Raw genomic sequence first — 26899 nt, forward strand, 5'->3', positions numbered from 1 at the left:
TCCTATTTCATATTTTTCTCTATCCTTTCTTTAGCTATTTGACAGTAGTCTTTGTTTATGTCAATTCCAATATATTCTCTGTCCATCCTAATAGCTACCATTCCAACAGTTCCTGAACCCATAAAGGGATCAAGAATTAAGCCTTTTTTAGGACATCCTGCTTTTATACAAAGTTCTACCAGTTTTGGTGGAAATACCGCATAGTGTTTTCCTTTAAACGCACTGGTGTTAATAGTCCAAATATCTCTATTGTTTCTAAACTTAGGGACATTATCTCCTATATATTCTCCATACTCTCTTGCTTCATTTATGCTCTGTCTTTTAGCTCCTGTGCCTTCTTGTAAATACTTATTATCTTTTCCTCTTGCCCTCATATATCTTTTCTTGCTTATTTCTTTTATTGGTTCTTTCATAGCGTCAAAGTTATAGAAATACTTTCTTGCTTTTGATAGTAGGAAGATATGTTCATAAGACCTTGATGGTCTATCCCTACAAGACTCAGGCATGGCATTTTCCTTATGCCAAATAATATCGCTTCTTAAATACCAACCATCCTCTCTTAATTTTAAAGCTAGTTGCCAAGGTATCCCCATTAAGTCTTTTGCCTTGTAGCCACTGAGTTTTTCTGTAATAGACTCTTTTTGACCACTTCTTCCTTCTATGTTTTTAGGATCTTTATATTTTTTTTTGCTTCTTGTACCTGCATAAGAATCTCCAATAACTACCCAAAGTGTTCCTTCTTTTTTTAATACTCTTTTTACTTCTCTAAAGACTTTAATTAATTTATTTAAATATTCCTCCGGACTTTCTTCTCTTCCAATTTGTCCTTCTGCTTTATAATCTCTAAGTCCATAATATGGAGGAGATGTAATACAGCAATCAAATATTTTATCTGGAAATTCCTTTAGAGCAGAAATTGCATCTAAATTAATAATATAGTTAGTTTTTAACTTCTCTCTGTCTATCAATTTCTATCCCTTCCTTTAATTCTTCTGGTTTAGTTGTCATTAACTTATACAATTTTGTATCTTTAGGAAATCTATCTACAAAAGGTACTATTGTGTTTCCATAGAATAGTAATCCCTCTCCCTCATTGGAATTTGTTACGTAGGATAACTGATAAAGAGATATATTTAACTTGTTAGCTAAAATTTCCCTATCACCACTAGCTTGATTAAGCATTAAGATAAAATCTGTATTATCAAATATATTTTCTATTTCGGGACTGGCTAAAAGGTCCTTTACATTTTGTGTTAATCCTGTTGGAATCCCGCCCCATTTTCTAAATCTCTTCCAAATTTCTATGGAATATGAGGCTGTTTGTTCTTCTCTTAAAAGCAAATGGAATTCGTCACAGTAATATCTGGTTTCCTTCTTATTTCTATTAATAGTTACTCTATTCCACACTTGATCTTGAACAATTAACATACCTATTTTTCTAAGTTGCTTTCCTAATTCCTTAATGTCATAACAAAGAATTCTATTTCCTGTATCTACATTAGTCCTATGGTTAAATACATTGAGGCTGCCTTTGACATAAATTTCCATTTCTACCGCTAATTTTTTCCCTACATTTTCTTCTTGTTTTAAAAGTAAATTATATAAATCTTCTAAAATTGGCATATTTTCAGAAATTGGATTGTCGAAGTAATCCTTATATAATATTGGAAGACATCTATCAATTACTGAAGTTTCTTCTGCACTTAACCCTTCCTTTCCTACTACAAGTTCAAACAGTGAAAGAATAAAGTCAGACTTTAAAGATAAGGGATTGTCTTCATCGGCATAGTCTACATTTATATCCAACGGGTTTATATAATCCTTACTTGTTGGCGATATTTTTATAACTTCTCCACCTAGTGCCTTAGTTAAATTTCCATACTCCCCTTCCGGATCACAGATAATGATGTCATCTTGTGTGATTAAAAAAGCATTGGTAATTTCTCTTTTAGCTGAAAAAGATTTACCGCTACCCGGTGTTCCAAGTATTAAACCGTTTGGATTCTTTAAAAGCTTTCTATCTGTCATAATGATATTACGACTTAAAGCATTTAATCCGTAATATAAGCTCTCTCCTTCTAAGCACAACTCTTCTGTTGTAAAAGGAATAAAGACTGCTGTAGAGCTAGTTGTAAGTCCTCTTTTTATTTCGATTTCATTTTTTCCAAGTGGCAGGGAGGAAATTAGTCCTTGTTCCTGTCTATAGTTAAGATTTTTCAATACACAATTATGCCTACCTGCTATTGAATTTAGTTGAAAGATTATATTACTCAATTTCTTTCTACTTTTTTCCATATTTGTAAACAAAATAGTTATGACAAACATTCTCTCATTATGATTTTGAAGTTCTACCAATAGTTTCTTAGCATCATTACCATAGGTAATTAAATCGCTTGGAAGAATATCAATATCATATCCTGATCTTATAGCCTTCTTATTTTCTTCAATTTTCATTTTATCCAAGTCAGTTATTTTTCTTTTAATCATCTTTATAGCTTCTGTTTGATCAATGGAATTTATATGAAATGTTACAATCATATTTTCTTCAACTCCTAAAAATTCTGATAATAATCTATCTGATAATTCAGGTGCTAGAATTTGCAGAAAGTTCACTTCTCCAAAGTATTCTCCAATTTTAAATTGATTGTGAGATGAAAAGTTAAATGATGCTGGTACTATATAATCCTTAGTAGATAGTCCACTATATTTTAGGTCTTCAAAGGAAAAAACAAAATTCTTATTCGGATTTAATATATCGTGAATAACCTTTAACCTTTCATATCCACTTAATACATAAGCTTTTACTCCCATCTGCTTAAAGTTATTTAATATATCCATTTCCATTCTTTCAAGTCTTGTAGTTGCCTCTTTTAAATCTTGTGCTTGTAAGCTAAAGGTGATATACATATATTTAGTAAGTCCATTATTTCCTTTTTGACTCTGATTTTTTAGCATTTCCCTGTACTCTTTTCGTATTTCATTATATGAATCGTTTCTATCCGGAACATTGATGTTTTTTTCTACTTCTTCATTTTTTCCTATGCGATTAATATATGAAAGTTCTATATCAACACTTGGATCAAAATAGTTTAAAAAACTTGAAAATTCATTAAATATACTTTCCTTATCTTCTTCTGTTGAAAGCTGGTAGTTAATATCTAAAAAACGTATCATTTTATTAAATTTGTTCTTCTCAACTTGGCAAATCCCATTTCTCAACATTCTTAAATAAGGGATTGTTTCCTGAACACTCTTTTTCTTCTTCCCACCAAAAAAGGAAAGCTTCTTTTTGGGCTTTCCTTTTTCTTTAGAAATATTTGCTTTTTTCATCTTTTTTTGACTTATACTAATGCTTTTTAAATCTTCTTTTTGTTTTTTTAAATTTCTTTTTTCTTGATTTAATTTTTTCTGTTGTTTTTTCTGTATTTGATTCATTTACTCCTTTCCTTTCTTTGTTTCTTTATATCATAAATACATTCTGTCTTGTATATCCTTATACTTGTCTGTCTTTTCTTACCTATAATATACTTTAAATATTTTTCAAAATAGATCCCGTCCTTTTCATAAAGAGTTGCAAATATTATAGGAAAAGACACACCTATCATGATTAACATAGATAGGTCATTAGGCAGCACTTTTTTTACCATTAAATATACTGGAAAGCCTATTAGACCTGCAATTGTAAAGCCAATTAATTGTCTTTTTGTTAGATTTAGAGCTACCTTTGTTTTTACTTTTGTTAAGTCCTTTGGGACATTTACATAAGCCATTATTCTAAACCCTCTAAGTAAAAGCCATATATATCTTCTCTGTTCAGATCTTCTAATGATTTTCCCATATTCACTGCTATTTCTAATACTTTTTCATTCGTTTCTTCTCTATTATCTAAAACTTCCGATGTTTTTCTTATAATCATTCTATTTTGTATTTCTCTTGTAATATATCCCCCTATTAAAAGTATTGGGAGTCCTATTGTTCCAAGTGTTTTTAAATTAATTTTTTTGTCCTTTTTTCTTCTAATTTTCATCATCTTCTCCTTTTTTATTAATGAGCATTTAAAATTGATTTTGCAATACTTCCTGATTTCATCATAGTTATCCCAAGTATTAATGTGTATCCTAGTAATTCAAAAATACTTTTGTGTATGTCTGATATATTTAAAGTCTTAACAAGTACGGCATAAATTCCTACGCATATAAGTAAGAATAAACCTTGCAAGCCAAGTGCGAAGAGCCCTCTTATATAGTTTGTTCCAATACTTCCCCATTCTTTATTACCCATTGTGGCAAAAGGTATGGCGCAAACTGAAGTATAAATATATATTTCTATCATCCTGCCGTATAGAATAACTGTAATGAGTATTGATATCCCTTGAATTATCATCTTTACAATTGATGTCTCTAGTACTATAGTCATTAATTTTCCTATTGACTCTCCTTTTAGGCTATCTACCATATTAGCTATATCACCCGGAGAAACTTTTGCACTAGCATTTGCCACACCTGCTGCCTTTCCTATTAAATTCTGTGCCACATCAAATACTGCCATAGAAAAGTCAAAAGCATGAGATACAAGCCATACTGCTATCCACATTTTTATCATATATTTAAAAAAACCAAAGGTATCTGTGTCATGCATATTATTTTTGTTCATTACCATTTGAATTAATTCAATACATAGTACAGCCGTTATGATAAGACCTGCTATGGGAAGTATAACATTTTCTGAAATAGACTTTATGAAGTGGAAAACCTCCGAGTTCCATCCACTCGGAGTCTTTCCTACCTCATTTGCTATCGTTGATACTTTGTCATTTATATCAAGGAGCATTCCGCTTAAATTTTCCTTGATCATATCAATAAGTATCTCCGAAAAAAACTCTTTGATCTTATCTACTATATTAAACATTTTATTTTAACACGTTTGCTAATAGCGGTATTAGTTTTAAACCTATGAGTACAATTCCCCCTCCAGCCATAAGCTGCTTAATGCCTTGAGATTTAGCACCAGGGTTGTCATTCCCATAACCTTCCATCAGGTTGATAACACCCCATGCTCCAAGCCCTGCACCAATTGCTGTAACTAATATTTTTAATACATTTACTGCTTGTGTAAAAAATTCCATTTATATTTCCTCCTCTTTTTCTTCTTTTTTAATTTTATTTATGTGCTTTACGATAAAATTTTTAAATGTCTTGTCTTCTTTTTTTGTTTCCTTAAAATATCCAAAAATATGGATGTATTCTCCACTTTTAAATTCCTTCACACTTTTTGCCTTTTCTCCGTAGAGATTACAGTAGATATATTCTTTCTTAACCTTTCCTTCTTCTTTGTTCTTTCTAACTATTGTGAAGTTAGCTACTTCTTTTTCTCCTTCCTTTGTATCTATTGCAGTTGTTTTTATTTCTCCTACTAGATTTCCATTAATATTTAGCATTTCTCTTTCCATTTGTTCTATCTCCTTTATTCCATAAAAAAAGCGATAGTTTTCTCTATCGCTTCTACTTCTAATTAATTAATATTTCATTTTTCTCTGTATCTTATTTTTTCGGCTCATCTCGTATATATTTCATTCTTCCTCCTTTGGGCATAAAAAAACACCGAAATGTTTTTTTCGGTGTAAATTTCTCTATTTAATTTTATGGTTTTAGTAATTCTTTCCAGTTTTCTATAAAGCCAACATGTCTTAATTCAATATTTTCATATCTTGCTATTAGTGCTATTAGATCATGATAAAAATTTTTGTAATTTTCTTCTTCAGAAACTATTTTAAGATTAACTAATGTAGCAAATATTGTATTGTTTGAAATATTATTTTTTAAATATTCTTTATATAGCTTTGGTGATTTTGTAAGCTTTGCTCCATATAGCCTGCCATAATGGGCACATATATTTCTTATATAGGCAAAATTTTCTATCCAAGATTCAAAGTAATGGTAGTCTGTATGAAAGACTTTTGCAATTTTACTTTTATCTTCATTTTTCATATTCTTATACATTTTAGATAAAGTTCCAAAACTTGCTACTTCTATCACTGCATAGAGTGGAATTTCTCCACCTTCATAATTGTCTTTAAAGTTTTTTATAAATGGTGAGCGTCTATTTCTTTTAACTTCCCTTGCTAATTCTTCTAGTACCCTTTCTTGTTCCTTTTGTTTCTCAAAATTATTCATATCTTTATATGAAAAGTTCCCATATCTTAAAGAAAAATAGTTTGTGATAACTGCTCTTAAAGAAACTTCAATATGCTCTATTGTTTCAAATATAAGCTGTCTAAGTTCTCTATCAAATTTATATAAACTTACAATATCTTCAAAACTTATTCCTGATATATATCTTCCATCTTTTTTTAATGTGATACTATAAGCTTTAATCAGCCTGTAATAGGATATTCTTCCAAGAATTTTCTTAGCATAAGTTTTATCTTCTACTAAAAGTCCTAAGTCTATTAAGTTTTTTACTTGATTTTCTATACTAATCGGTTCTTGATGAATTTTTTTCATTTTTTCTCCTAAAATCAAATGACCCGACTTGGTCCGCATTGTTAAGAGGCGTGTCGGGTACTGTTGACATTATTATATGCTATAAAATATTTTTTGTCAAGTAATTTCTTTTAATCTTTCCTAAATATCTATCTTACTTCTAATTTTAAATTTATTCATCTAATATTTCAACTACCATACTCTCTTTTAACTTAACCTCATCTTTTCTCTGCAGGTATTTCTCTATGTCAAATATATTTCTCTTATCATAATCTTCAAGGAACTTATAATTCTTATGTTTGGTTATGTCAAATTTATCTGAAAGAAATGGTCTAACTCCTCTTAATTGGTAGATACATTTCCCACCATCCATTACAGTTATTTCATCTTGACTCATTAATTCTTTTCCAGTTTTTTGATAGTTTAAACCAAAACTCTTTTGATTTGATCTTGTTTCTGATGTGTTATATAGGTCTATGGTTTCTTTGCCTAGGCTTTCAGATAATTCTTTTAATGTTGTTCTTTCTTTGCCTCCTAAAAATAACGTCGAATCACAATTGCCAACTATGGTATCTGCATTATCTTTATAGATACTTTTTAGTTGTGATTGTGCTTGTAATATTATACAAGCTGATATTTCTCTACTTCTAATAGTTGCTATCAGCTTTTCAAATTTAGGAATTAAGCCGATATTTGCGAATTCATCAAGTAGGCATCTCACATGAACAGGAAGTCTTCCGCCATATTCATCATCTGCTTTATCACATAATAGATTAAATAATTGTGAGTACATTATTGATACTACAAAGTTAAATGTATCATCTGTATCCGATATTATTACGAATAAAGCTGTTTTCTTTTCTCCAAGTGTATCAAGCTCCAGTTCATCTTCTTTCATTAAGTCCCTAAGTTCCTGAATATCAAATGGAGCAAGCCTTGCTCCACAGGATATAAGGATTGATTTGGCAGTTTTTCCTGCTGCTAGTTTGTATTTCTTATATTGTTTTACTGCAAAATGATTTGGCTTTTCTTTTTCTAATGCTTCAAACATATAGTCTACTGCATTTTTAAAATTTTCATCTTCTTCTCTTACCTCACTTGCATCTATCATAGCAAGTAAAGTTGTAAAGTTCTGTTCTTCTTTAGGAGCTTCATACCAGATATATCCTATAAGTGCTGTGTAATAGAGTTTTTCAGCTTTCACCCAAAAATCCTCAGTTGATTTTTCTCCTTCTCCCTTAGTATTTGCAATTATTGTTTGTACTAATTTCAAAATATCTTTTTCACTTTTCAAGTATGCAAAGGGATTATATCTCATGGATTTTTTAAAGTTTATTGTGTTTAGTATTTTTATCTCATATCCATTTCTTTCCAACATTTTCCCACATTCCAAGACTAATGTTCCTTTTGGATCGGTTACTACATATGAAGAGTGCATTTGCATGAGATTTGGCTTTACAAAAAACCTTGTTTTACCACTACCAGAACCTCCAATTACCAATACATTTTTATTTCTCGCATATTTTGGATTTTTAGGTCTATTGTTCATGGTAAGTCTTTCAGTTTGAGTTAATAGCACATTGTTTTCAAACTTCTTGTCAATGTATGGCTCAATATCTTTTTCATTTCCCCATCTTGCCGATCCATATTCTCTGCCCTCTCTAAACTTTTTTGCTTTTTTCTTTTTCTGTATAAGGATTAACTTAATAACTACTGATAGAATTAGACCGGGTATCAGATTTTTTATTTTTAATGATGGAATATATTTTAAAGTATCTATTTGACTAAAAGCTACTAGAATTCTATCTATTATATCTCCTCCTACATAAGAGTTGACATGGCTTGCAAAGATATTTCCTATATAAAAAAATAAGAGGTAAGGAAGATTTTCTAATACAAATTTCTTCTTATCTCTTATCTTAAAAACATTTTTTATATCTTTTATTATTTCATTTAGTATTTTCGAATTAATCACTTCCTCTCCATAAAAAAGAGTAGATTTCTCTACCCATTAGTATCTTATTTATCTTTTTTATATATTATTACTGGAACTTGTTTTATTTTTTTACCTATCTTTTTTCTTTCCAAGACAAAAATCATATTCTCATTTCTTTTAAAATATCCTAAATCTCTATGATAGCTTATACCACACTTGCAATGTAATAGACCTATAAACTGTTGCTTCATCTTTGAGTTACATATGGGACATATTCTTTTATTTGTCATTTTAAACCACCATTATACTTATATTTTACTTTCAAAGGTATTTTTTAGTTTTTTCCCTAATGCTTCTGTTCTCATTTTTTATCTATAGATAAGAGAAATTCTTCTACTGGATGATTCCATCTTCTTTTTCATAGTATTCAACAATAAAGCTATTCATGCCTTCTCATCATATATATTATATATCTAAGTGCTTTTATTATAAACTTTGTTCCTGATGCTTATGTTTAACCTTATCTCTGTCAATAGTATCTTTGACTTTATCCTTGAAGTTATTAAGCCTTTCTATTACAGATTTTCTTTTTCTTGACTTATCTTTAGTAAATTTCTGGACTGTCTTTTTAAAAGCTTGTTCCATCACTTTTATATCTTTTGCTTGAAAAAAGATAATGTTGTTTCCATTTTCTAAATCTTTCTTTATGGAAAATTTCACCCCATATCTTTTTAATTCTTTTTTCAATGCTTTTAAGTCTATGTCATTTAATTCTAAGGTTTCTACTTTACCTTTTTTTACAAGATCTTTTACTTTTACTTTTTTAAATTTTTCTAAGGGTCTTGACTGTTCTGTCTGCGCTTTATGTTTATTTATTTCTAATATTTTCTTCATCAAATTTATAACTTGCTTGGCTGTAACTATCCCCGCTTTTTTTACTATGGCTATTGTTCTGCTATTTATATCATCATTTTGCATTCACTCACCTACTTTCATTCTTTTTTTAATATTTCATAGGCTAATTTTGATTTCTCCTTCATTTTTTCTATTCTTCTATTTTCTCCTGTAAATATAATGGGACTGCATATTTCAAGTATCCTTGAGTAAATTCTTTTATCTTTTATAGTTTCAGGATTAGTTAAAGCTGATATATTTAAGTTTGTTGTTATAATTAGAGGTTTCCCACTTCTATATCTACTATCTATTATGTTAAAGATATGCTCAGCTGCAAAATCTGTATCTCTTTCCATTCCAAAATCATCAATAATTAATAGTTTCTTATGATTTAGGTTATCTATATACTTACTCTTATCAATCTCAAAGTTAGTCATATCATTTAAAATTACTGAAAAATTTGTCATTTTGACTGATATTTCTTTTTCTAGTAAAGCATTTGCTATAGCACTTGCAAGATATGTTTTTCCACATCCCACATTCCCTATGAGAATTAATCCTATATTATTTTCATATATTTCATCAAATTTTTCCACATAATTTTTTGCTACTTTTTCATGCTCACTATCTTTGTCCATATTTTTAAAATTCCAATTTAATAAGATAGGATCAGAAAAACACTCTTTTTTTAAGTGTTCAATTTTTAAAAGCCTTTTATTTTCTTTTCTTTTTTCTTCCTCTAATTTTTGTCTTTCTTTTTTACATTGACATAAAATACCAACTTTTTTTATTTCTCCAAAGAAGTCTATTTCTTTTTCAATTGGTGTTTTACATTTTGCACAATATTTTAATCCTGTTTCTTGATCTATATAACTCCTATTTTCTTCATCTTTTGATGGACTATTTGTTTCTGCATTTTTTATTTTCTGTTCTAGGATTTCTTTTATTAATTCCATATGCTCCTCTCCTATCAAGTATTTAAAATTTCTCTCCATATATCCTCATCGTTACTATAGTCATAGTTTTCTCTTTTCTGATCTTCTCTCTTTATGACTTCTATGTTTCTAATATTTTCATCTGCATTGTATAAGAGAGTCAGTAGATAAGCATTAATGTTTCTAATATCCTTTGGAGCATTTTCTCTTAGGTATTTCAAAACATAGTCTATGTGTTTATAGTTAAGACTTAGAAATTTTTCTTTAAAATTTTCATTGGATATATGCCTCCCTCCTATTTTAATGTTTGTAAAGCTAGTTAAGGCTTTTACAAGTACATTTATCATTACATCTACTTGCTTCTTTTCTTCTATTCTTACTTTTTCAAAGATTTCATAAGATATATTCTTTTTTATAGTTTCTTTTAATTCTTCCTCCTCCAAAGTTTTTTTTGATTTTTCTCCTAGCTTTTCTAAGGGGGATATGGGGGTGGTATTATTAAAATCAGTATTATTAGTTTCAGTATTATTAATATTAGTATTATTAGAGTCCTCTTTTGAAACTTCTTGAGGTTTGTTTTCTAAACTTCCTGAAGTTTGTTTTTTAAACTTCTTGAGGTTTGCTTTTGAAACTTCTGTAGTTTTATTATTTTCTGTGTAAATAAAGTTCTTTACATAGAGTAAATTTGGCTTTCCAAGTCCTAACCTCTTTTTTTCTAATAATCCTATCTCTTCAATTTCTTTCATTACTTTGACCGATTTATTTCTCCCCCAATTTAATACTTCCATAATTTCTTCTATGGTATAGATAATGTATACCTTGTTTTCTTCATCTAACCATTTATTCTTAATTGACAAGCTCATTCTATCGAGTAGAATTCCATAAAGAATTTTTGCTTCTACGGATAGTTTTTTAAAATTTAAGTCGGTGAATAAAGTTTTGGGAATCCTAAAAAATGAATATTGTTCTGATTCATTGCCATAATAGTATTCAAATTTAACTATTTCTTTCATCATAACCCCCTTTCTTTTCATATAAAAAGAGATAGCTTTGATTTTGCTATCTCTTTTTCATCGTTTTAATCTATTTATTTTTATATTTAAATTACTTTTATTCTTTCATTCACCCCTTCTATCACTTCTATAATAAAATATCCTAGCACTGGTAAACCATAAGGACTAAAAAGATATGCTAGTATAAACGCATCTATAGCAAGTGCTTTTTCTCCATGATAAACAGATCCTAAAAATCCCATAATAGCGATAAATGAAATCAGTTTGAAAAATATTGTGCTGAGTCCTAATACAAACGTTAAAAATAGAATTATGATACTTAACGCTATCCTAATAGGAAACAATATGATTTTGAAAAAAACTCTAAATATTATCATATTCTCTTCAATCCTTATTACTTATGTTTTCTTTTCTTTTTTGTTAATTTAATAAAAAAGATGACAGACTTAATCCTAAATCGTCTTGTTTAAAAGTTTTGTGGAAGCCTTTAAACTTTGATTTTAATGGATTTATTGTATCTGTCATCATTATATCACTGTCCCCACAACCACTCGCCCCTATAAAGGCGACACATTCCCCATCATTAATTTCCAAATTAATATTTTTTAAGATGTTTGCTGAATCTTTACTGTAGGCAAAGCTTACATTTTTTAACTTGATCATCTTAATAACTCCTCTCCAGGAAAATCATGCTCATTGTGATAAAGATGGTGATTAAACAAACAATAACATCAAGATTTCTAAATTTTATTTCTCTTCTTGAGCTATGTTTTCCAGATGCAGAAATTCCTCTTACTTCCGATGCGGCGGCAAGTTCTTCAGCTATTTTTGAAGATGAAAACATCATAGGAACAAATAAATATTCCATCGTTAAAAATGGTTTTTTAATAGAAATTAATCCTCTTAATCTCAACGAGTCGATAATTTCTTTAAACTCACTTTTAACTACTGGGAAAAATCTCATCATGAAAATAAGTGGCAAAGCAACATTTCTATGAATTTTCATTTTTTTCATTATTGCCATTATCTCTCCTGGAGGTGTTTTTAAAATTGGTATTACTGATAGAACTATAACTAATGTTCTTATAACCATAAACAGAAACATATCTGGAATCAAAATGCCAAAACCTTCACCATTTGAGACAAATCTCAAAAAACTTAAAACACCCATTGCAATAATTAGTTTTATAGTAGATTTGCTATATCCTTGCAGTGATACATAAATAACTAGAATGGCGGCTAATAAAAAAAGTACAGTATCTTTGGACAATACTGAAACCAAAAATACTGTACTTAAAAATACTACCAATTTGGAACGTAAGTCCAAATGCATCATTTTATTATGCCTGTCTTTTTAAAATGCTTTTCTGTCATCTTATTTCCTAAATAGCAACCAATAATTGCCGCCACAATAGTACATGCTAAAGAAATAAGAATCCATTTAGGATTTGTATAATACTGAGTTTGTATTTGAACTTGTTCTGGAGATACGCCAGACTTAATGAAAGCATCTTTAAAAAACCATATTTCGCTCATACCATGAGCCGCTCTAGTTAATGATGTAATTATCCAAGCAATAGTAATTCTTTTTATATTCCTATAGCTATCTGTACCAATCATAGATAACTCTGCAATTATCCCGCCACCTACAAACCATGGAATCATAAAAGGACCCATAAAGACAGTTGCTAATATAGCTTGTATAATATTATAAATTAGTGCAACTCCCGGTTTGCCTACTTTCATAGCCATATAAACAAAAAATGGTCCTAAAATTAGTGCAGTAAACACAGCATTAAAAATCATATTGAAAAATAATGATGCCCCTGTGATCATTGAAAAAGCAATGAATACAACAATCATGATTGCAGAAAAGATTCCTATGGTTGCCAAATCTTTTATAGTTAATTTTTTACTTTCCATAATTCAACCTCCTTAGTTGATAGCTGTTATCATTCTATAATAGACTAAGCTTATTTTCTTGACTATTTAGACTAAATGTGCTGTTTTAGATATTTTTCTATATTCTGAAGGAGTGAGATTAAACTTATTTTTAAAAGTATTTGAAAATTTAGCATGATCTGTGAAACCTACCCTAATAGCAATTTCCGTAATTGAAATTGATGTATTATTCAAAAAATCAGCTGCTACCTCCAATCTTTTACTTGTTATAGCTTCCTTAATTGTTTGCCCAAAAACACTCTTATAGCAAGATTTCATTGTGGTAGAATTTATCTTAAAGATTTCTGATAGTTTATCATAAGTTATATTTTTTTCGTAATTATTCTTTATAAATTCATCTATTTTCTTTACAATATCAACATTTGTCTTAATAAAATATTTCCTATCGCTTACCTTGTTACTTGTATCAAGGCTTGAAATATATAGGAAAAATTCTTGAAATTTTATCCTTAGATATTCAATTAGAATTTCATCTGGAACTTTATAAACTTCATAAAAAATATGTTCAATATGCTGAGTAGCTCTTTGTACAAAAACTTTGTCCTTATTGCATAATTTTCTTAAAACAACTTCAAATTTAATCCCTAACATTTCCTCTAAAAAATATATTTCGCTATCAAATTCTTTTGGATTAATATAAAAAGTCACACCATGATAATGAGATATAGGAAAAAATGATTCCTCAGAGCTGTTACTACTTTCATTGATTGCAAAATCTCCCGATTCCATATAAGTAATAGTTCCATCGCTTAACACGCATTCAAATCTTCCTTCTCTACAATGATTAATCTCATAGCTTTGATTTAAATTTTTTGATAATTTTTTCTTTATGACAGAAGTGTTTATATCATTATAAAAAACTGTTACCCCTTTGAAAATTTCGTACTTCGAAACTATATACTTTCCATTTTCCAAATTATGAAATTCGCAAATTCTCCCTTTAGAATTTTCTATTATTTTTTCTAAATTTCTTCCATAAAGATGGCACATTAACTCCTTACCCATAAAAATCTCCTAATTAATGAGTTTTTTTCTCAAATAACCTTCCAACATCTTTTTGATTGTTTTTTTATTTTCAATAAAAATTTCTTTTTGATTTAAACTTTCATATCCTAAAATCAAAGTATTTACAAAGGTCACTAAAAACTCATCTTCAAAAATAGATGATAGCTTATCGTTTGGAGGAAATGTAGACGATAAAATTTCTGCGTTTGTTTCTTTTAAATTTTCAAACATTTCACACAATCTTTTATCTTCATTTTGTAGTTTCAAAAAAATTGCATAGATGCTTTTAAATTCATTTTCATCATAAATTCTTTCCATCATCATCTCAGTAATTGCGTCTAAAGTCGTTAACTTAGATGTGTCGATATTTTTGTTTTTTTCTCCTCTATATTTGATACCTAATTTCATAAAATCATAAATCATTTCATAGGTTGATCCATAATGATAGTAAACACCACCTTTACTTAAACTTACTTTTTCTATAACATCTTCCATAGTTGTATTTTGGAAACCCTTTTCTAAGAAACATTTCTTTGCCGCTTCCAGAATTTCTAACTTCCTTTTTTCTCCAACTTTCAATTTTTTATCATTCAAAACTTTATCTCCTGTCAATAAATAATTCCGACGATACCGTCAGTTTTATTGTAACTCATTTGATAATTAATTTCAATACATGGATTATTTTAAATTTTAGTAATCTTATTTAAGATATTTGCTTGAACGCCATTTATACTTCTTTATTAATTTCTTTTAATGCGGTATAATTAATAAAACTTAATACACGCTTAACGCTAATAACTTTAATAGCAAGCACAGTAAGTGAGTACCCACTTACGAAAAATTGATGAAGCAGAACCTCTATGGACTGCTTCTTTTTTTATCAATTTTACCTTGTTAGGGAGAACCCTAAGACCCCAATAATTTACGATAAGGAGATATACTATGGATAATAGAAAAAGAAATAATCAATTAAAAATATATTTAACAGATGAAGAAAAAGAAATCTTTGAAAAGAAAATGAAACTTGCTAATTGCAAAACTATGTCTCACTTTCTTAGAAAGTGCGTATTAGAAAAAGAAATTTATGTAGTAGATTTAGAACCATTTAGAAACCTACAATGGCTACTTTCAAATGCAACAAATAATATAAACCAGATTGCAAAGGCTACTAATACAACTGGCATTATTTACAAAAATGAAATCGACTCAATGAATAAACAGATAGAAAAATTATCAAAAGAAATATGGCAGATCCACTCTCTACTTCTAAATAAATCAAAAGAAAGTTCTGGTGATTAGTATGGCAATTACAAAAATACATCCTATAAAATCAACTCTAAATTTGGCAATAGATTACATTACTAAGAGCGAAAAAACTGATGAAAAAGTCTTGGTATCTTCATTCAAATGTCATCCATCTACTGCCCATATTCAATTTATGAAAACACGAAAGATCATATTCTATAGCATATTTTGAAACAAAAACCTGCTAACAAAAGTCAAGCTTAAGCTGAAATTAATTTCAGCTTATTTTTTTGTGCAAATACTATATGATCTTTGCATATCCAGCTTCCATGCTATTATCAAAATTATACTTTAAGGATGTTTTCTTGGTGCTTGAAGCTAAAGCTAATTTCCTCCACATGAATTCTTTCGTTCGCTCAATTCACTAAAGTAAGCAATAAAAAAAGAATACCCTTTTGCAAGAGTATTCTTAATAAAAATACAATATCGTTAAACTTTATAAAATAAGAAAAAAATCATTTATTCATGTAGACTAGGATGTAGATATATAGGTGATTTTATCTTACTATTTAATCAATTGGGCACTTAAAGCATTTTCTAAAACATATTTATATTTTGAGAAAGTTTCAGAATCAAGCAACTGATATTTGTCATTCTTTAGCTCTATAATATTTATTTCGCTTTCAAATTCAAAATTCCTTCTTTCAAACCCAATTGATGAAAAAATCAATTGGGTATAATTTGATGAATTATCTAATATATATTCAATTAAGGATTGTGCCTTATCATAATCCATCTCCGCATTCTTAGGGCTATCTAATACCATAGGTAAATTCAAGCATTTATTATTAAAAATTTTTTTAATATCATTAAGTATAAAATACCATATAACTGTTGAAATTGGTTTATTACTTCCACTTGCACAAAAAACTCGATTAATTGCTTTATATTGTGCTTCCTCTAACTCATTCAATCCAAACTTTAAGACTTCCCTATCAATCATATCATAATATTTTTTATTGATATCCGATTTAATTTTAGATACTTCCTTCAAGTCTTCCTCAATATTTTCTAGCTTCTCTTTAAGTTCTCCTTGCAAATTAAACTCATTAAATAACTCTAAATTTAAACTATTATATAATTCATTTAGCCCCATATAGCTGCTATAATTTTTTATTTCTGTCTTAGCTATACCAATGTTTTTCTTGTATGATTCCAACTTATCTAAAAACTCTTTATAACTACCCTCTATTTGTAAAATTGATTTTGAAATCTTTTCTATATCCTCATATATGCTGTCCTTTATATATAACGAATCCTCAATTGAATTGTATCTTTTACTTCTAAGATCAGTTGTATCTTTCAAAACTGAATGGCATTCAGGACATATATCTGTATTTAAAATATACTTTATTTCTTTTTCCTTTTTATTCTTAAACCTTTCAATTTGGTTCAATGCAATTTCAAGCTCATACTTTTCATTTCGTAAATTTGTAAGCTCATACCTAAATTTATTAATAGAATTCAGAATATAATCATATTCCTTTGTTCTAATAGAAAGCTCCCTTTCAAGCTCTTTTAAATTTTCAGGCACAACAATATTACCTAATAGTTTAGATACTTTTTCTTTCATTCTACTAGTTTCTCTGTATGCGTCTTCTGAATCATTTATACGTTCCAATAAATTTTGTTTACTTTCAACATGTTCAAAATAATTCTTATCATATATTCCAAATTGTGCATATATTACATCAGGTTTAAAATTTTGATATTGTCCTAATCTCTTAAAGGAACTAAAGTATGTTCCATCATAATAATCTTGGTCAATAAAATTCATTACATATGTATATGCTGGTGGAGCAATCTCCAGCTTCTCAGTCCTTCTATTCGGTAAAAATATTTCAAAATCCCAAATATTGCTTAAAAAATATGATAACTCAATTATAGTTGATGTTTGAAATAATATCTTAAAAACATCATTAAATACTTTGAATAACTTTTTATGGCGATATATAAAATATATATTATCGTTAACCGAAAACTCTAAAATATATACTTTATCTTCATTTTTCCATTTTTTATCGAAGTGGGCATCAGCACCCAAAGTATGATATAAACTACGTAACAAGACTGACTTCCCTCTATCTGTTCCATCAATGTTACTAGAAGTAACAATATTTAAACCTTTTTCAAAACATGTAACAAAAGCTTCTTTAGTTAAAATATCAAAAATATATATTTTATTGAAAATAACATCCATTAAATATCACCTCCCTCTGTGTATAAATAAAATACCATTAAATAAAATACTTTTTTCATGTATTTTGTGTATTCTATAGGGAATTCACTATCAAATACATTATTTAAAATATTAAAAAGGTCATTTTCGTTTCTTATCTTATCTATATTCCCTTCAATATACTCAAAAATTGATATCTTTAATACATTCAACTCATGGCTTTGATCAATTTCCAGTAAATTAGTTAAAGCTTGATTATATAATCTTCTTTCTGATGGGAATAAAGTTTTAATATAATCTTTAACCTGCTCAATGCCTGTTATAGATTTTTTCCTATGAGATTCAAGCATTTTATTAAACTCATTTTTAGAAATTCCTTTTAATTCTAGTACATCATTATAATTAGTGATTGCCATCTCATAAGAAGCTTTTTTCTGAGCTGTATCAGATACTAATCGAAATAAAGCATTAGGATTATTAGGTTCTTCATTTTTTATTTCTTGGAAAGCTTCAATTAACTTTCCAAGCAAAGCATAATGAGGATTTGTTAAGTCCATACTTTCACATACATAAAAAACATTATCAAGAATGACTTCTGATAACTTTAGTTCTTCTTGCAATTTATCTTCAATAAAATCTATTACTGTTTTGTCCAACTCACCTAAACAAACTTCTTGCCTTAAATCTTCTTTACTATCAATTTTCAAATGCTTATTACAAACTACAGCCAGCTTTATATTATGATTTGGGTTGTAAAGAGCATACAATGTTCCCAAAATAGATCTACTATTTCCTTTTCTCTTAGTTAGTGTTTTAGAACTATGATTACCTCTATTTATTGTTTTCACCTGGTAAAAATCAAGACCATTATCACGATGCAATTCAATATCACATTTGAAATCAAACACAATTGTATAGTCATCGTACAGCTTATATGCATCAATTAATTTACCAACTCCCCACAACAATTCAACTCTAAATCTATTTTTCGTTCTACTACCTGCTAAATCTAATGGTAAATTCATATAATAGTTCGAATATTCCAATATAATCACCTCACTTTTATGTCGTCATGCATTTATCATGTAACCTTTATAATATTTAATTAGTTTTTTCAAAAATCACTCTATAATCTTCTGTATGCCTTCTAATTCAAAAATATCAAAAACAGAACATCTGTAATTAAATTTTGTCTGTCTTAATTTATAAAATGTAATTTTCCTAATTTTGCTTTTCCATAAATTCACTATTTATCATACCTAATTCTTTTATTTTTGTAATAACATTTTATAATTAAATGATATCACTACATCCTACTTAAATATTTTATTTATTCTATTATATCATTAAATATACGTCAAAAATAAAACGTTCTCCTTGATATAAAATTTATGCTTAAAAAAATAAAATCATTTCACTTCTCTAATACTTAATATTTTTTATCTATGATATGCCAGACAGTGTCTGTTAAATTACATCTCATTGATTCTATTTGAAATAATTCTCACTACACCAACAACCTTATCAAAGGTCAAATCTCCAATATACTTATTTTCACTGAAATATACTTCCCACAAGGATCTCAGGTATGAATCTTCTTTTATATTCTCGATTATTTCCTCAGAGTCTTGCATTATCTCCTGACTTCCTCTTTTGTTTGAGGTTCTCTCTATTGCTTCTTTTAAAATTTTATAATTTATACCATCTTTTTTTAGTTTGTAGAGAGTGTATAGATCGAAAAGTCTCTCATTCGTGTTGTTGTTATATTTCTTCTGATTATGGTTTCGTATTTTTCAGCTAAAATTGTTTCTAATGGATATGCCATTATTTTTATATTTTCTTTGCTAAAGATACAGGGATAGGTGTATTCTATTTCTCTTGGTGTTATTGCATCTCCTGTTGTTAGGTCAAGTTTCATTGGGTTTTTAGTTTTCCCAATATTTGCTATTAGTGAAATTCTAAAGTTTTCGTACTCGTCTTCTTCTCTAATATAAGAGATGTCTTTTATTTCAAATTTTATTCCATCGTCTACATTGATATTTATGATTTCTTCTACGATTTCTTTTATTTTTTCTTCTTTTAGGGGTATGCCTTTTATGGTTGTGTCCATGTCCATAGTTGTTCTATTTTCAATACCAATTAGAGATGATATTAGTAATCCTCCCTTTATTACAAAATTGTTTTTGTAATTTGATTTGGATAGCCTTTCTAAAAATCTTTCAAAGAAATATATTTGCAGAACTTCTTGAGACTTTAGATTTTTCTTCTCTGCCATACTTCTTATCTTGCCCTTTATACTCTCGATATTAATCACGATAATACCTCCATATATTTTCTAATTTCNTTCTAAAAATCTTTCAAAGAAATATATTTGCAGAACTTCTTGAGACTTTAGATTTTTCTTCTCTGCCATACTTCTTATCTTGCCCTTTATACTCTCGATATTAATCACGATAATACCTCCATATATTTTCTAATTTCGTCTTCTATTTTAAATAGCCTACTGTATTTTATTATTCGTCTTCGATTTTTATTTGTTGATTTAAAGTATCTTTTTAGGGCTTCTGTAAAAATCTGTTTATCTATTTTTTCTCTTTCGATTATGATATCGCAAATTGTTCGATCTATATCGTAAGCTGGAATAAGGTAGCCTTGTGGTGATTTTATTTCTGTCTTTCCTAGTTCGTATAAATCTTTTTTTACATAGTGAACTTGTAGATCCTCATATCTTTTTTTGATATGGCTTGCATTGTAGCCTTGGGGTACAGATATATGAAATACATTTGGAGTCCTATCTGATAGGTCATGGAGGTATAGGGCTGTTTGATGGGAAAATATAATTCGATTACTATTTGATGATATTAAAACAAAATCGTCTATTACTTTTCCTTTTAATTGATATAAGCCTGGTCTTAATCTTTCTAATTGTCCGATTTTTGTTAATTCTGATAAATTATGCCTAGTATATCCAAGTTCTTCTGCTTCTTTGTTGGTGATTACTAAATTTTCGTGGATATATTCTTTAAGTGTATTCATAGTCCGCCTCCTCTCGTTTACGCTTTTATTATATATTATAAAAGCGAATATGTAAAGTTGTTTATGAGTTTTCCATTTTTTGAAAAAGGATGTAACTAAACCTTACATCCTTTAATAAAAAAAGAGCAGCCTTTTAAGCTACTCTTGTAGAAAGTATAAAATGGGTTTTATCTTATTATATTTTTCTTTGTGTCTCCTCATACCAGTTACAAAACTACTCTTACGTTCATGTAGTTTTTTTGAGTCTTTTTGACATATCCTTCTTCATCTTTATCAAATACAAAATGCTTATAAAACTGCTTAAAATGCAGGATTTCTATATTTACATCTTTTGTATCAACGCTATAGTCTCCACGTGTCTTGAATTTGGAAATTGGTCGAAGATTTCATAATCTTTTATCTCATAGCCCTTATCTAAAAATACCTTTAGGTTATCCATTTGACTTTTTGGATTGCAAGAAATGTATACAAATTTCTTGCAGTCGATATCTAGGATTTTATCTAGAGATGCTGGACTAATGCCGGCCCTTGGTGGGTCAAGGATTACAACATCGTATTTATCTCCTACTTTTTCAATCTCTTCTAGGACATCTCCGCAAAGGAAATTTACATTATTGAGTTCATTTAATTTTGCATTTTCCCTTGCCTTGTCAACTGCTTCTTCGACTATTTCTATACCTGTTGCTGTATTTGCTACAGTTGCCATTAACTGGGTAATGGTTCCAGTTCCTGAGTATAAGTCTAAGACATTCATAGATGAGTCAATTTCCGCAAGGTCGAAAGCTTTTTGGTAAAGTTTTTCCGCTGTAAAGACATTTGGTTGAAAAAATGAAAATGGTGATATCTTAAAGGATAGGCCTAGCATTTCTTCTGTAATATATTCCTTACCATAGATTAGCTTAATCTTTTCAGGAATTACCGCATCTGCTAGAGAATCATTTAAGACATGATAGATTGAAAATATCCTCCCATCCAAATCTAGATCAAGGAGCATATGCATAAAAAGCCTTAACCTCATATCATCAAAGCTGTCATCTGAGCTTGTGACAAGTAGTATCATGATTTGGCCTGTGTGGTGGGCCTTTCTTACAACAAGATGTCTTAAAAGACCTTCTTTAGTAGTTTTGTGGTAAAAGTCAGTGTTTTTCTCCCTAAAATATTTTTGAACTCCAGCCCTAATTTTATTAAAATCATCATCTACTATGTTGCAATCATAGCAATCCACGATTTCATAAAACCTCCTTTGCCTGTGAAGACCGAGTATAAGCGGACCACCCTTTACAGCATCTCCAAAGGTGTATTCCATCTTATTCCTGTAGCCCTTTGTCACTGCAGACCTATTTATTTTTATATTTCCGTCATAGGAGATTCCGCTGTCTTTAAAGAGGGTCTTGATCATGTCATGCTTTAGCATTAGCTCTGTTTCATAAGGAATTTTTTGGTAGGCACATCCCCCGCACACTCCTGCATGTGGACAATACTCCCTTGCATTTTCTAGCTTTGATTCTTCTATAAGATTTATGTACTTGGCCCTTATTCTTTCCTTGTTTTTCTTTCCGGTCTTTACATTTATAGTTTGACCTAAGATTCCTCCCTTAAACTCAACCCTTCTCCCATTTTCATCATATCCTATGGAAAGATTTGGGTATTTCATTTCGCTTATTTTTATTTCTTTAGTTGGTCTTTTTTTCATTATCACTCCAAAAATTATTTATTGCTCTTTGTAAGCTTTGGCTATCATTGACCAAGGCTTGGTTTCTCCAGTGTTTTGGAAAAAGTCTCATATATTTTTGCCAGAAATACCTGTCATCAACTAGATAAATTATCCCCTTATCTTCTTCACTCCTAATAACCCTGCCTGCGGCTTGAAATACTTTATTTAAGCCTGGATAGGTGTAGGAATAATCAAAACCATCGTATTGATTTTTGTCAAAATGATATTTGATTAGATTTCTCTCGTTTGATAAGCCTGGCATGCCTACAGATATTATCATAGACCCTATAAGCCTATCCCCTCTTAAGTCAACTCCTTCAGAAAAAATTCCACCTAGGACTAAAAATCCTACCCTAGCAGAATCTTCTGTAAATTCCTCAAGAAATTCGATACGCTTAGCTTCATCCATAATTCTTTCTTGAACTATTATACTATCATCAAAGCTCTCCCTATAATATTCTGCCACATCTTCCATATAAGAATAAGATGGGAAGAAAATAAAATAATTGCCTTTTTTTGATTTTACAAATTCATTTATATCCTCAGCAAGGATTGCCAAGTTATTGTTCCTATCCCTATACCTAGTTGATATAGGACTTTTAAGAATCATTAGGTGATTAGGATTAAAGGGCATATCTAATCTTAACTTTAAGGCTTCCTCACCTGCTAGCATCTTTATAAAGTAAGGCATCGGTGAGAGGGTGGCTGAGAAAAATATAGAGCTTCTTGCTAGCTTATATTTATTCTTTAGAACTTCTCTTGGGTCAACACACTTTATCTCAAAAGATCTCTCCATTGATTCTGGATCATAAGATATTATATTATAAAATCCATCTGTAAAATAATCTGACACCTTAAGATACTTATTTATATCAAAATATAAGTCTAAGACCTGATCGTAAGATTCGTGGTCCTTTTCTTCTACCAAAAATTTCTCCATGGTTTTTGATAAGGAAATCAAATCCTTATCTAAGATGTCTATATAATCACTTGTAAAATAATAGGTCTTGCCTTTTGCTATTTGGCCAAGCTTATAAAAATCTTCTGTAATATTAGAAAGTTTAGAAACTAGCTTTTTTTCCTTTTTCTCATCCAAATTTTTAACTAGGGATGTAAAGTCTGACTCTAAAAACGTAAAAGAATACATATCCCTAGACCTTTCTAAGAGATTATGAGCTTCATCAATTAAAAATACATAAGAATCTATAACTTCATCAAAAAATCTTCTTAAAAATACATTTGGATCAAAAACATAATTATAATCACAAATAATAACATCTGCATATAAACTTATATCAAGCTCAAATTCCAACGGGCAAACAGAATATTTTTTTGAATATTCAATAATAGTGTCATAATCCATTATCTCTTCTTCAGAAAGGATGTCCTTTAAGGCTTCATTTACCCTATCGAAATGGCCAAGGGCATATGGACAATCAATAGGATTGCAGGAAACTTCATCATTTATACAGACCTTCTCCTTGCTTGTAAGCTGAAGAGCTTTTATAAACATTCCCTTAGACTTCAATAAGTTTAAACTCTTTAAGGCTTCCTTAGCTATGGTATTTTTACTGGTAAGGTAAAAAATTTTATCTGCCAGATTATTTGGCATAGCTTTTAAAGAAGGATAGAGAGTTGAAATTGTTTTACCAATTCCAGTGGGTGCATCTACAAAGAGATTTTTCTTATCTAGAATCGCGGTATAAACCCCAACCGCCATCTTTCTTTGACCTTTCCTGTAAGAGCCAAATGGAAAATCCAAATCTTTTAGGCTTTCATCTCTAGCCTCTCTATTTTTAGCCAATATTTTAGAAAATACAAGATAATCATCTAATAGGGCAAAATAAAAATCTTTTAGGTTATCAAAGGAGAATTCTTTTTCAAAGGTTTTTGACTTATAATCTTCTGTGGAAACATAAGTTAGGGTGATAAGCATCTTATCTAAATTATTATCAAGTGAATAAAAATATGCATAGCACTTGGCTTGTGCCCAATGGAGTTTATTTTTATCTGTCATTTCTCCAAGGTCCCTAGATGTTGATTTAATTTCATCAATTAAAAATAAGTCATCCTTTTTTCCAACACCATCAGCCCTACCTTCAACTACAAATTCTACATCCTTGTAACTAGTGGTATTTGTGAGTTTGTATTCTTTTTTATAATTTTTACCATATTGGGCTTGGATTTTTTGGTGGGCTCTTATGCCTTCTATCATCCTAGTATTATCACGGAATCTATTGTCTATATCGCCAGATCTCATGACAAATTCAATAAGGTTTCTAACAGATGTTTTAATTTTCATAGTCTCTCCTAAGTATATTATAACATATTGGGTATAGGTATGGTAAGGAGGCCTATATGAACGAAACCATAAAAAACCTATTAAATCACAGGACAATTAGAGAATTTACTGATAAAAAAATTGATCAAGATACAATAAAAACCTTGCTAGATGTAGTAAATATGTCTGCATCAAGCAATGGTATGCAAAATATGTCTGTAATCAGGGTTACAGACCAAAAAATAAAAGATGAGCTTGCAGATAATGGCAACCAAGCCTACATGGCAAGGGCTACTGAGCTATGGATTTTCATAGTTGACCTAAAGAGAAATTATGAAATTGCCAAGGAAATGGGTCTTGAAAATGATAATATCATAAGCTTCGATAAATTTATCCAAGGTTTTACTGATGGAGTAATAGCTGCCCAAAACCTTACAGTTGCAGTCGAGTCTTTAGGTCTAGGTGCAAATTATTTTGGAAATATCCACAATGACACAGCCAGGGTTATAGAACTTTTGAAAATGCCAAAATTGACCTATCCGGTAGTGGGTGTTGGCTTTGGAGTTCCTAACCAAAATCCACAAATCAAACCAAGAATGAACATAAGTTTAAAAACTTTTGAAAATTCTTATAAGACCTATGACTCATATCTAGATATAATTTCAGACTATGATAAGGAAATGACTACCTATTACGACCTTAGGGAAAATGGCAGAAAGAGCGCATCATTTTCTTCACAGATTCCTAAAAAACAAGGTACTATAATAAAAAATAGAAATAAGATGTTTGAAACCCTCAAAAACCAAAGCTTTGTCCTAGACCCAAAAGAATAATTGCAAATTTAAGATAAAAGTTTATAATATTTCTATCAGAGTAGGTAAAGAGCATTAAGTGCTGGAAAATGGGTTGTTGTTTCCAGACGAAGAAGATTCATGATTCTTTATCGCAACCGCTGCCCTCTGATAGAAAGGGGAAAAAAATGAATAAAAAATTAAGTATTGATTCACTCGTGAAAGCTGCTATGCTAACAGCATTATCAATCATCTTTTCAAGATTTTTTGGTATTTTTATCACACCTTCAATTAAGTTTTCTTTTGGCCACTTGCCATTGATGGCCGCAGGCATGCTATTAGGTCCGATACCTGGAGCTCTTGCTGGACTTGCAGCCGACTTAATAGGTGTTGCTATAAATGCTGGAGGCACTCCACACTTTGGATTTACCCTAGTATCTGTTTTGACTGGTCTAATTCCAGGAATAATATCAGAATACTCAAAGGATAAAAACATTTCTATGAAGGTTCAAGTAGGGCTTATGGTTTTTTTTGTGTTTTATATCTGCCATATGTTCTTAAATACCTTATGGTTAAGCCAATTGATGAATACACCTTACAAAGCAATGTTAGTTTCACGTTTTATTAAAGTATTAGTAGATGGAATAATAAACTATTTCCTTTTATATTTCATAGCTACAAAATTACTAGATAAATTAAAATAATAAGAGGCTGTTGCAGAATGAATAAATCGTCCCAAATCATTAGAGGAACCTCCACGAAAATTTTGCCTCCATGAGCCGGCAGGCTAGGCCAAAAATTTTCTAAGATAACCCTCTAATGATGGGACGATAGTTATTCATAGTTTTGCAACAGCCCTTTATTTATTTGCTTCTATAAATTTATTTATATGAGTTATTACTTCTTTTTTGAAAGAATCATCCCCAGCATAGCCTACTACCAAGTGACCATGCTCCTTTACCTTTCCAACAACCATGAGATTTCTATATAGTTTATTTTCACCTGTGCCTAGGTATCTCATATCCGTGATTATACCTATAATCATCCTTGGAAAATCTATTCCATGATCTATTTCAAATTCTCTCATTACTCCATGGGCCATAATCTCTGCTGCCACTCCATCATCTATAGTCAATCCATCAAGGTTGGCTATCAATATATTTGCTTCTTTTAATTTGGCAGTATCAGCTTGAGATATTTTTATATCTGTGATAATTGCATCATTTGTCTTTTTATCATTTATATCTGCATTTCTTTGTGGAACATAGAGTTCTAGATTAGTATTTTTTTCTATATACTGGGCTAAATCTTCTGTCCACCTAAACATAGCATCATTAAAAAAATGACTTGCTAAATATCCTTTCAT

28 protein-coding genes, 3 pseudogenes and 1 riboswitch are annotated in these 26899 nt (G+C 29.6%); of the genes and pseudogenes, 4 read left to right on the forward strand and 27 right to left on the reverse strand.

Going from position 1 to position 26899, the window contains the following annotated elements; genetic code table 11:
* Window positions 1-2: 2 nt before the first annotated feature.
* From C8269_RS04285 to C8269_RS04375, 19 genes are all read right to left on the reverse strand, one after another.
* Entirely contained in the window at window positions 3-968 is a 966-nt protein-coding gene (locus C8269_RS04285) for a DNA-methyltransferase (protein ID WP_019107261.1), read from the reverse strand.
* Window positions 940-3435, reverse strand: a complete 2496-nt coding sequence (locus tag C8269_RS04290; RefSeq protein ID WP_048951841.1) for a VirB4-like conjugal transfer ATPase, CD1110 family — start codon at window positions 3433-3435, stop codon at window positions 940-942. The genes C8269_RS04285 and C8269_RS04290 overlap by 29 nt, the downstream gene beginning before the upstream one ends.
* Window positions 3432-3770, reverse strand: coding sequence for a PrgI family protein (locus C8269_RS04295; RefSeq protein ID WP_106460528.1), 339 nt, complete (start codon window positions 3768-3770; stop codon window positions 3432-3434). Before C8269_RS04295 ends, C8269_RS04290 begins: the two co-directional genes overlap by 4 nt.
* Window positions 3770-4027, reverse strand: coding sequence for a hypothetical protein (locus tag C8269_RS04300; protein WP_019107263.1), 258 nt, complete (start codon window positions 4025-4027; stop codon window positions 3770-3772). The genes C8269_RS04295 and C8269_RS04300 overlap by 1 nt, the downstream gene beginning before the upstream one ends.
* A 17-nt stretch (window positions 4028-4044) precedes the next feature.
* Complete coding sequence (locus tag C8269_RS04305; protein ID WP_019107264.1) at window positions 4045-4908, reverse strand: VirB6/TrbL-like conjugal transfer protein, CD1112 family; 864 nt, start codon at window positions 4906-4908, stop codon at window positions 4045-4047.
* A 1-nt stretch (window position 4909) separates the two neighbouring features.
* Window positions 4910-5125, reverse strand: coding sequence for a Maff2 family mobile element protein (locus C8269_RS04310; protein WP_002838961.1), 216 nt, complete (start codon window positions 5123-5125; stop codon window positions 4910-4912).
* A complete protein-coding gene (locus C8269_RS04315; RefSeq protein ID WP_002842079.1) occupies window positions 5126-5449 on the reverse strand; it encodes a single-stranded DNA-binding protein in 324 nt (107 codons plus the stop codon).
* A gap of 190 nt (window positions 5450-5639) precedes the next feature.
* Window positions 5640-6503, reverse strand: a complete 864-nt coding sequence (locus C8269_RS04320) for an Abi family protein (protein WP_019107265.1) — start codon at window positions 6501-6503, stop codon at window positions 5640-5642.
* A 151-nt stretch (window positions 6504-6654) separates the two neighbouring features.
* On the reverse strand, window positions 6655-8457 hold the full coding sequence (locus tag C8269_RS04325; RefSeq protein WP_070736945.1) for a VirD4-like conjugal transfer protein, CD1115 family: 1803 nt from the start codon (window positions 8455-8457) through the stop codon (window positions 6655-6657).
* 44 nt (window positions 8458-8501) lie between these two features.
* On the reverse strand, window positions 8502-8708 hold the full coding sequence (locus C8269_RS04330) for a hypothetical protein (protein ID WP_022620867.1): 207 nt from the start codon (window positions 8706-8708) through the stop codon (window positions 8502-8504).
* A 196-nt stretch (window positions 8709-8904) separates the two neighbouring features.
* Window positions 8905-9396, reverse strand: coding sequence for a PcfB family protein (locus C8269_RS04335; protein WP_002838927.1), 492 nt, complete (start codon window positions 9394-9396; stop codon window positions 8905-8907).
* A gap of 14 nt (window positions 9397-9410) precedes the next feature.
* A complete protein-coding gene (locus C8269_RS04340) occupies window positions 9411-10268 on the reverse strand; it encodes an ATP-binding protein (protein WP_002838954.1) in 858 nt (285 codons plus the stop codon).
* A 14-nt stretch (window positions 10269-10282) separates the two neighbouring features.
* The gene (locus C8269_RS04345) at window positions 10283-11260 is read right to left on the reverse strand and encodes a replication initiator protein A (RefSeq protein ID WP_002838936.1); all 978 of its coding nucleotides are present in this window, start codon (window positions 11258-11260) and stop codon (window positions 10283-10285) included.
* An 86-nt stretch (window positions 11261-11346) separates the two neighbouring features.
* Complete coding sequence (locus tag C8269_RS04350; protein ID WP_000583243.1) at window positions 11347-11637, reverse strand: CD1845 family protein; 291 nt, start codon at window positions 11635-11637, stop codon at window positions 11347-11349.
* A gap of 43 nt (window positions 11638-11680) precedes the next feature.
* A complete protein-coding gene (locus C8269_RS04355; RefSeq protein WP_106460529.1) occupies window positions 11681-11923 on the reverse strand; it encodes a hypothetical protein in 243 nt (80 codons plus the stop codon).
* Window position 11924: 1 nt separating this feature from the next.
* Complete coding sequence (locus C8269_RS04360) at window positions 11925-12596, reverse strand: energy-coupling factor transporter transmembrane component T family protein (protein ID WP_002834816.1); 672 nt, start codon at window positions 12594-12596, stop codon at window positions 11925-11927.
* On the reverse strand, window positions 12593-13183 hold the full coding sequence (locus C8269_RS04365; protein ID WP_019115691.1) for an MptD family putative ECF transporter S component: 591 nt from the start codon (window positions 13181-13183) through the stop codon (window positions 12593-12595). Before C8269_RS04365 ends, C8269_RS04360 begins: the two co-directional genes overlap by 4 nt.
* A 66-nt stretch (window positions 13184-13249) precedes the next feature.
* The gene (locus C8269_RS04370) at window positions 13250-14227 is read right to left on the reverse strand and encodes a helix-turn-helix domain-containing protein (RefSeq protein WP_106460530.1); all 978 of its coding nucleotides are present in this window, start codon (window positions 14225-14227) and stop codon (window positions 13250-13252) included.
* Window positions 14228-14236: 9 nt separating this feature from the next.
* Window positions 14237-14821, reverse strand: a complete 585-nt coding sequence (locus C8269_RS04375) for a TetR/AcrR family transcriptional regulator (protein WP_106460531.1) — start codon at window positions 14819-14821, stop codon at window positions 14237-14239.
* A 348-nt stretch (window positions 14822-15169) separates the two neighbouring features.
* Here C8269_RS04375 and C8269_RS04380 point away from each other — a divergent pair, with 348 nt between their 5' ends.
* Both C8269_RS04380 and C8269_RS04385 read left to right on the forward strand, forming a co-directional pair.
* On the forward strand, window positions 15170-15526 hold the full coding sequence (locus C8269_RS04380) for a plasmid mobilization protein (RefSeq protein ID WP_106460532.1): 357 nt from the start codon (window positions 15170-15172) through the stop codon (window positions 15524-15526).
* Window position 15527: 1 nt separating this feature from the next.
* A pseudogene (locus C8269_RS04385) lies at window positions 15528-15680 on the forward strand (relaxase); the annotation flags it as partial.
* Between the two features lie 357 nt (window positions 15681-16037).
* On the opposite strand, the gene C8269_RS04390 reads toward C8269_RS04385, so the two are convergent.
* The 7 genes and pseudogenes from C8269_RS04390 to C8269_RS04420 all read right to left on the reverse strand — a co-directional run bounded on the left by C8269_RS04390 (window position 16038) and on the right by C8269_RS04420 (window position 24763).
* Complete coding sequence (locus C8269_RS04390; protein WP_004838629.1) at window positions 16038-17732, reverse strand: hypothetical protein; 1695 nt, start codon at window positions 17730-17732, stop codon at window positions 16038-16040.
* On the reverse strand, window positions 17732-18757 hold the full coding sequence (locus tag C8269_RS04395) for a DUF4297 domain-containing protein (RefSeq protein WP_234025834.1): 1026 nt from the start codon (window positions 18755-18757) through the stop codon (window positions 17732-17734). Before C8269_RS04395 ends, C8269_RS04390 begins: the two co-directional genes overlap by 1 nt.
* Window positions 18758-19183: 426 nt before the next feature.
* Window positions 19184-20025, reverse strand: a pseudogene (locus C8269_RS04400) (nucleotidyl transferase AbiEii/AbiGii toxin family protein).
* A gap of 30 nt (window positions 20026-20055) precedes the next feature.
* Window positions 20056-20163, reverse strand: a pseudogene (locus C8269_RS11120) (nucleotidyl transferase AbiEii/AbiGii toxin family protein); the annotation flags it as partial.
* On the reverse strand, window positions 20160-20747 hold the full coding sequence (locus C8269_RS04410; RefSeq protein ID WP_106460533.1) for a type IV toxin-antitoxin system AbiEi family antitoxin domain-containing protein: 588 nt from the start codon (window positions 20745-20747) through the stop codon (window positions 20160-20162). The gene C8269_RS04410 and the pseudogene C8269_RS11120, both read right to left, overlap by 4 nt.
* Window positions 20748-21069: 322 nt before the next feature.
* Window positions 21070-22440 carry a 23S rRNA (uracil(1939)-C(5))-methyltransferase RlmD gene (gene rlmD, locus C8269_RS04415; RefSeq protein ID WP_106460534.1) on the reverse strand — a complete coding sequence of 457 codons (1371 nt, stop codon included), beginning with the start codon at window positions 22438-22440 and terminating at the stop codon, window positions 21070-21072.
* Complete coding sequence (locus tag C8269_RS04420) at window positions 22421-24763, reverse strand: ATP-dependent DNA helicase (RefSeq protein WP_106460535.1); 2343 nt, start codon at window positions 24761-24763, stop codon at window positions 22421-22423. The genes rlmD and C8269_RS04420 overlap by 20 nt, the downstream gene beginning before the upstream one ends.
* Before the next feature lie 56 nt (window positions 24764-24819).
* Between C8269_RS04420 and C8269_RS04425 the strand changes: the two genes are divergently transcribed.
* Window positions 24820-25575 (forward strand): nitroreductase family protein, encoded by a 756-nt coding sequence (locus C8269_RS04425; protein ID WP_106460536.1) that lies wholly within the window; start codon window positions 24820-24822, stop codon window positions 25573-25575.
* A gap of 34 nt (window positions 25576-25609) precedes the next feature.
* A riboswitch (THF riboswitch) is annotated at window positions 25610-25699 on the forward strand.
* A gap of 22 nt (window positions 25700-25721) precedes the next feature.
* Complete coding sequence (locus tag C8269_RS04430; protein WP_106460537.1) at window positions 25722-26237, forward strand: folate family ECF transporter S component; 516 nt, start codon at window positions 25722-25724, stop codon at window positions 26235-26237.
* Window positions 26238-26392: 155 nt separating this feature from the next.
* Here the strand turns inward: C8269_RS04430 and C8269_RS04435 are convergent, their stop codons facing one another.
* Window positions 26393-26899: a nucleoside 2-deoxyribosyltransferase gene (locus C8269_RS04435; RefSeq protein ID WP_106460538.1), complete on the reverse strand. Its 507-nt coding sequence runs from the start codon at window positions 26897-26899 to the stop codon at window positions 26393-26395.

The sequence above is a fragment of the Anaerococcus sp. Marseille-P3915 genome (genome assembly GCF_900258475.1).
Taxonomy (GTDB): domain Bacteria; phylum Bacillota; class Clostridia; order Tissierellales; family Peptoniphilaceae; genus Anaerococcus; species Anaerococcus kampingae.

Coding starts and splice junctions, on each gene's coding strand:
- C8269_RS04360 (WP_002834816.1), bottom strand. CDS start 12,596: ATGATGCATTTGGACTTACGTTCCAAATTGGTAGTATTTTTAAGTACA.
- C8269_RS04335 (WP_002838927.1), bottom strand. CDS start 9,396: ATGCAAAATGATGATATAAATAGCAGAACAATAGCCATAGTAAAAAAA.
- C8269_RS04340 (WP_002838954.1), bottom strand. CDS start 10,268: ATGGAATTAATAAAAGAAATCCTAGAACAGAAAATAAAAAATGCAGAA.
- C8269_RS04410 (WP_106460533.1), bottom strand. CDS start 20,747: ATGAATACACTTAAAGAATATATCCACGAAAATTTAGTAATCACCAAC.
- C8269_RS04330 (WP_022620867.1), bottom strand. CDS start 8,708: ATGACAAATAAAAGAATATGTCCCATATGTAACTCAAAGATGAAGCAA.
- C8269_RS04300 (WP_019107263.1), bottom strand. CDS start 4,027: ATGAAAATTAGAAGAAAAAAGGACAAAAAAATTAATTTAAAAACACTT.
- C8269_RS04310 (WP_002838961.1), bottom strand. CDS start 5,125: ATGGAATTTTTTACACAAGCAGTAAATGTATTAAAAATATTAGTTACA.
- C8269_RS04295 (WP_106460528.1), bottom strand. CDS start 3,770: ATGGCTTATGTAAATGTCCCAAAGGACTTAACAAAAGTAAAAACAAAG.
- C8269_RS04290 (WP_048951841.1), bottom strand. CDS start 3,435: ATGAATCAAATACAGAAAAAACAACAGAAAAAATTAAATCAAGAAAAA.
- C8269_RS04425 (WP_106460536.1), top strand. CDS start 24,820: ATGAACGAAACCATAAAAAACCTATTAAATCACAGGACAATTAGAGAA.
- C8269_RS04365 (WP_019115691.1), bottom strand. CDS start 13,183: ATGGAAAGTAAAAAATTAACTATAAAAGATTTGGCAACCATAGGAATC.
- C8269_RS04390 (WP_004838629.1), bottom strand. CDS start 17,732: ATGGATGTTATTTTCAATAAAATATATATTTTTGATATTTTAACTAAA.
- C8269_RS04430 (WP_106460537.1), top strand. CDS start 25,722: ATGAATAAAAAATTAAGTATTGATTCACTCGTGAAAGCTGCTATGCTA.
- C8269_RS04355 (WP_106460529.1), bottom strand. CDS start 11,923: ATGATCAAGTTAAAAAATGTAAGCTTTGCCTACAGTAAAGATTCAGCA.
- C8269_RS04315 (WP_002842079.1), bottom strand. CDS start 5,449: ATGGAAAGAGAAATGCTAAATATTAATGGAAATCTAGTAGGAGAAATA.
- C8269_RS04420 (WP_106460535.1), bottom strand. CDS start 24,763: ATGAAAATTAAAACATCTGTTAGAAACCTTATTGAATTTGTCATGAGA.
- C8269_RS04380 (WP_106460532.1), top strand. CDS start 15,170: ATGGATAATAGAAAAAGAAATAATCAATTAAAAATATATTTAACAGAT.
- C8269_RS04305 (WP_019107264.1), bottom strand. CDS start 4,908: ATGTTTAATATAGTAGATAAGATCAAAGAGTTTTTTTCGGAGATACTT.
- C8269_RS04435 (WP_106460538.1), bottom strand. CDS start 26,899: ATGAAAGGATATTTAGCAAGTCATTTTTTTAATGATGCTATGTTTAGG.
- C8269_RS04320 (WP_019107265.1), bottom strand. CDS start 6,503: ATGAAAAAAATTCATCAAGAACCGATTAGTATAGAAAATCAAGTAAAA.
- C8269_RS04370 (WP_106460530.1), bottom strand. CDS start 14,227: ATGGGTAAGGAGTTAATGTGCCATCTTTATGGAAGAAATTTAGAAAAA.
- C8269_RS04350 (WP_000583243.1), bottom strand. CDS start 11,637: ATGATAATATTTAGAGTTTTTTTCAAAATCATATTGTTTCCTATTAGG.
- C8269_RS04345 (WP_002838936.1), bottom strand. CDS start 11,260: ATGAAAGAAATAGTTAAATTTGAATACTATTATGGCAATGAATCAGAA.
- rlmD (WP_106460534.1), bottom strand. CDS start 22,440: ATGAAAAAAAGACCAACTAAAGAAATAAAAATAAGCGAAATGAAATAC.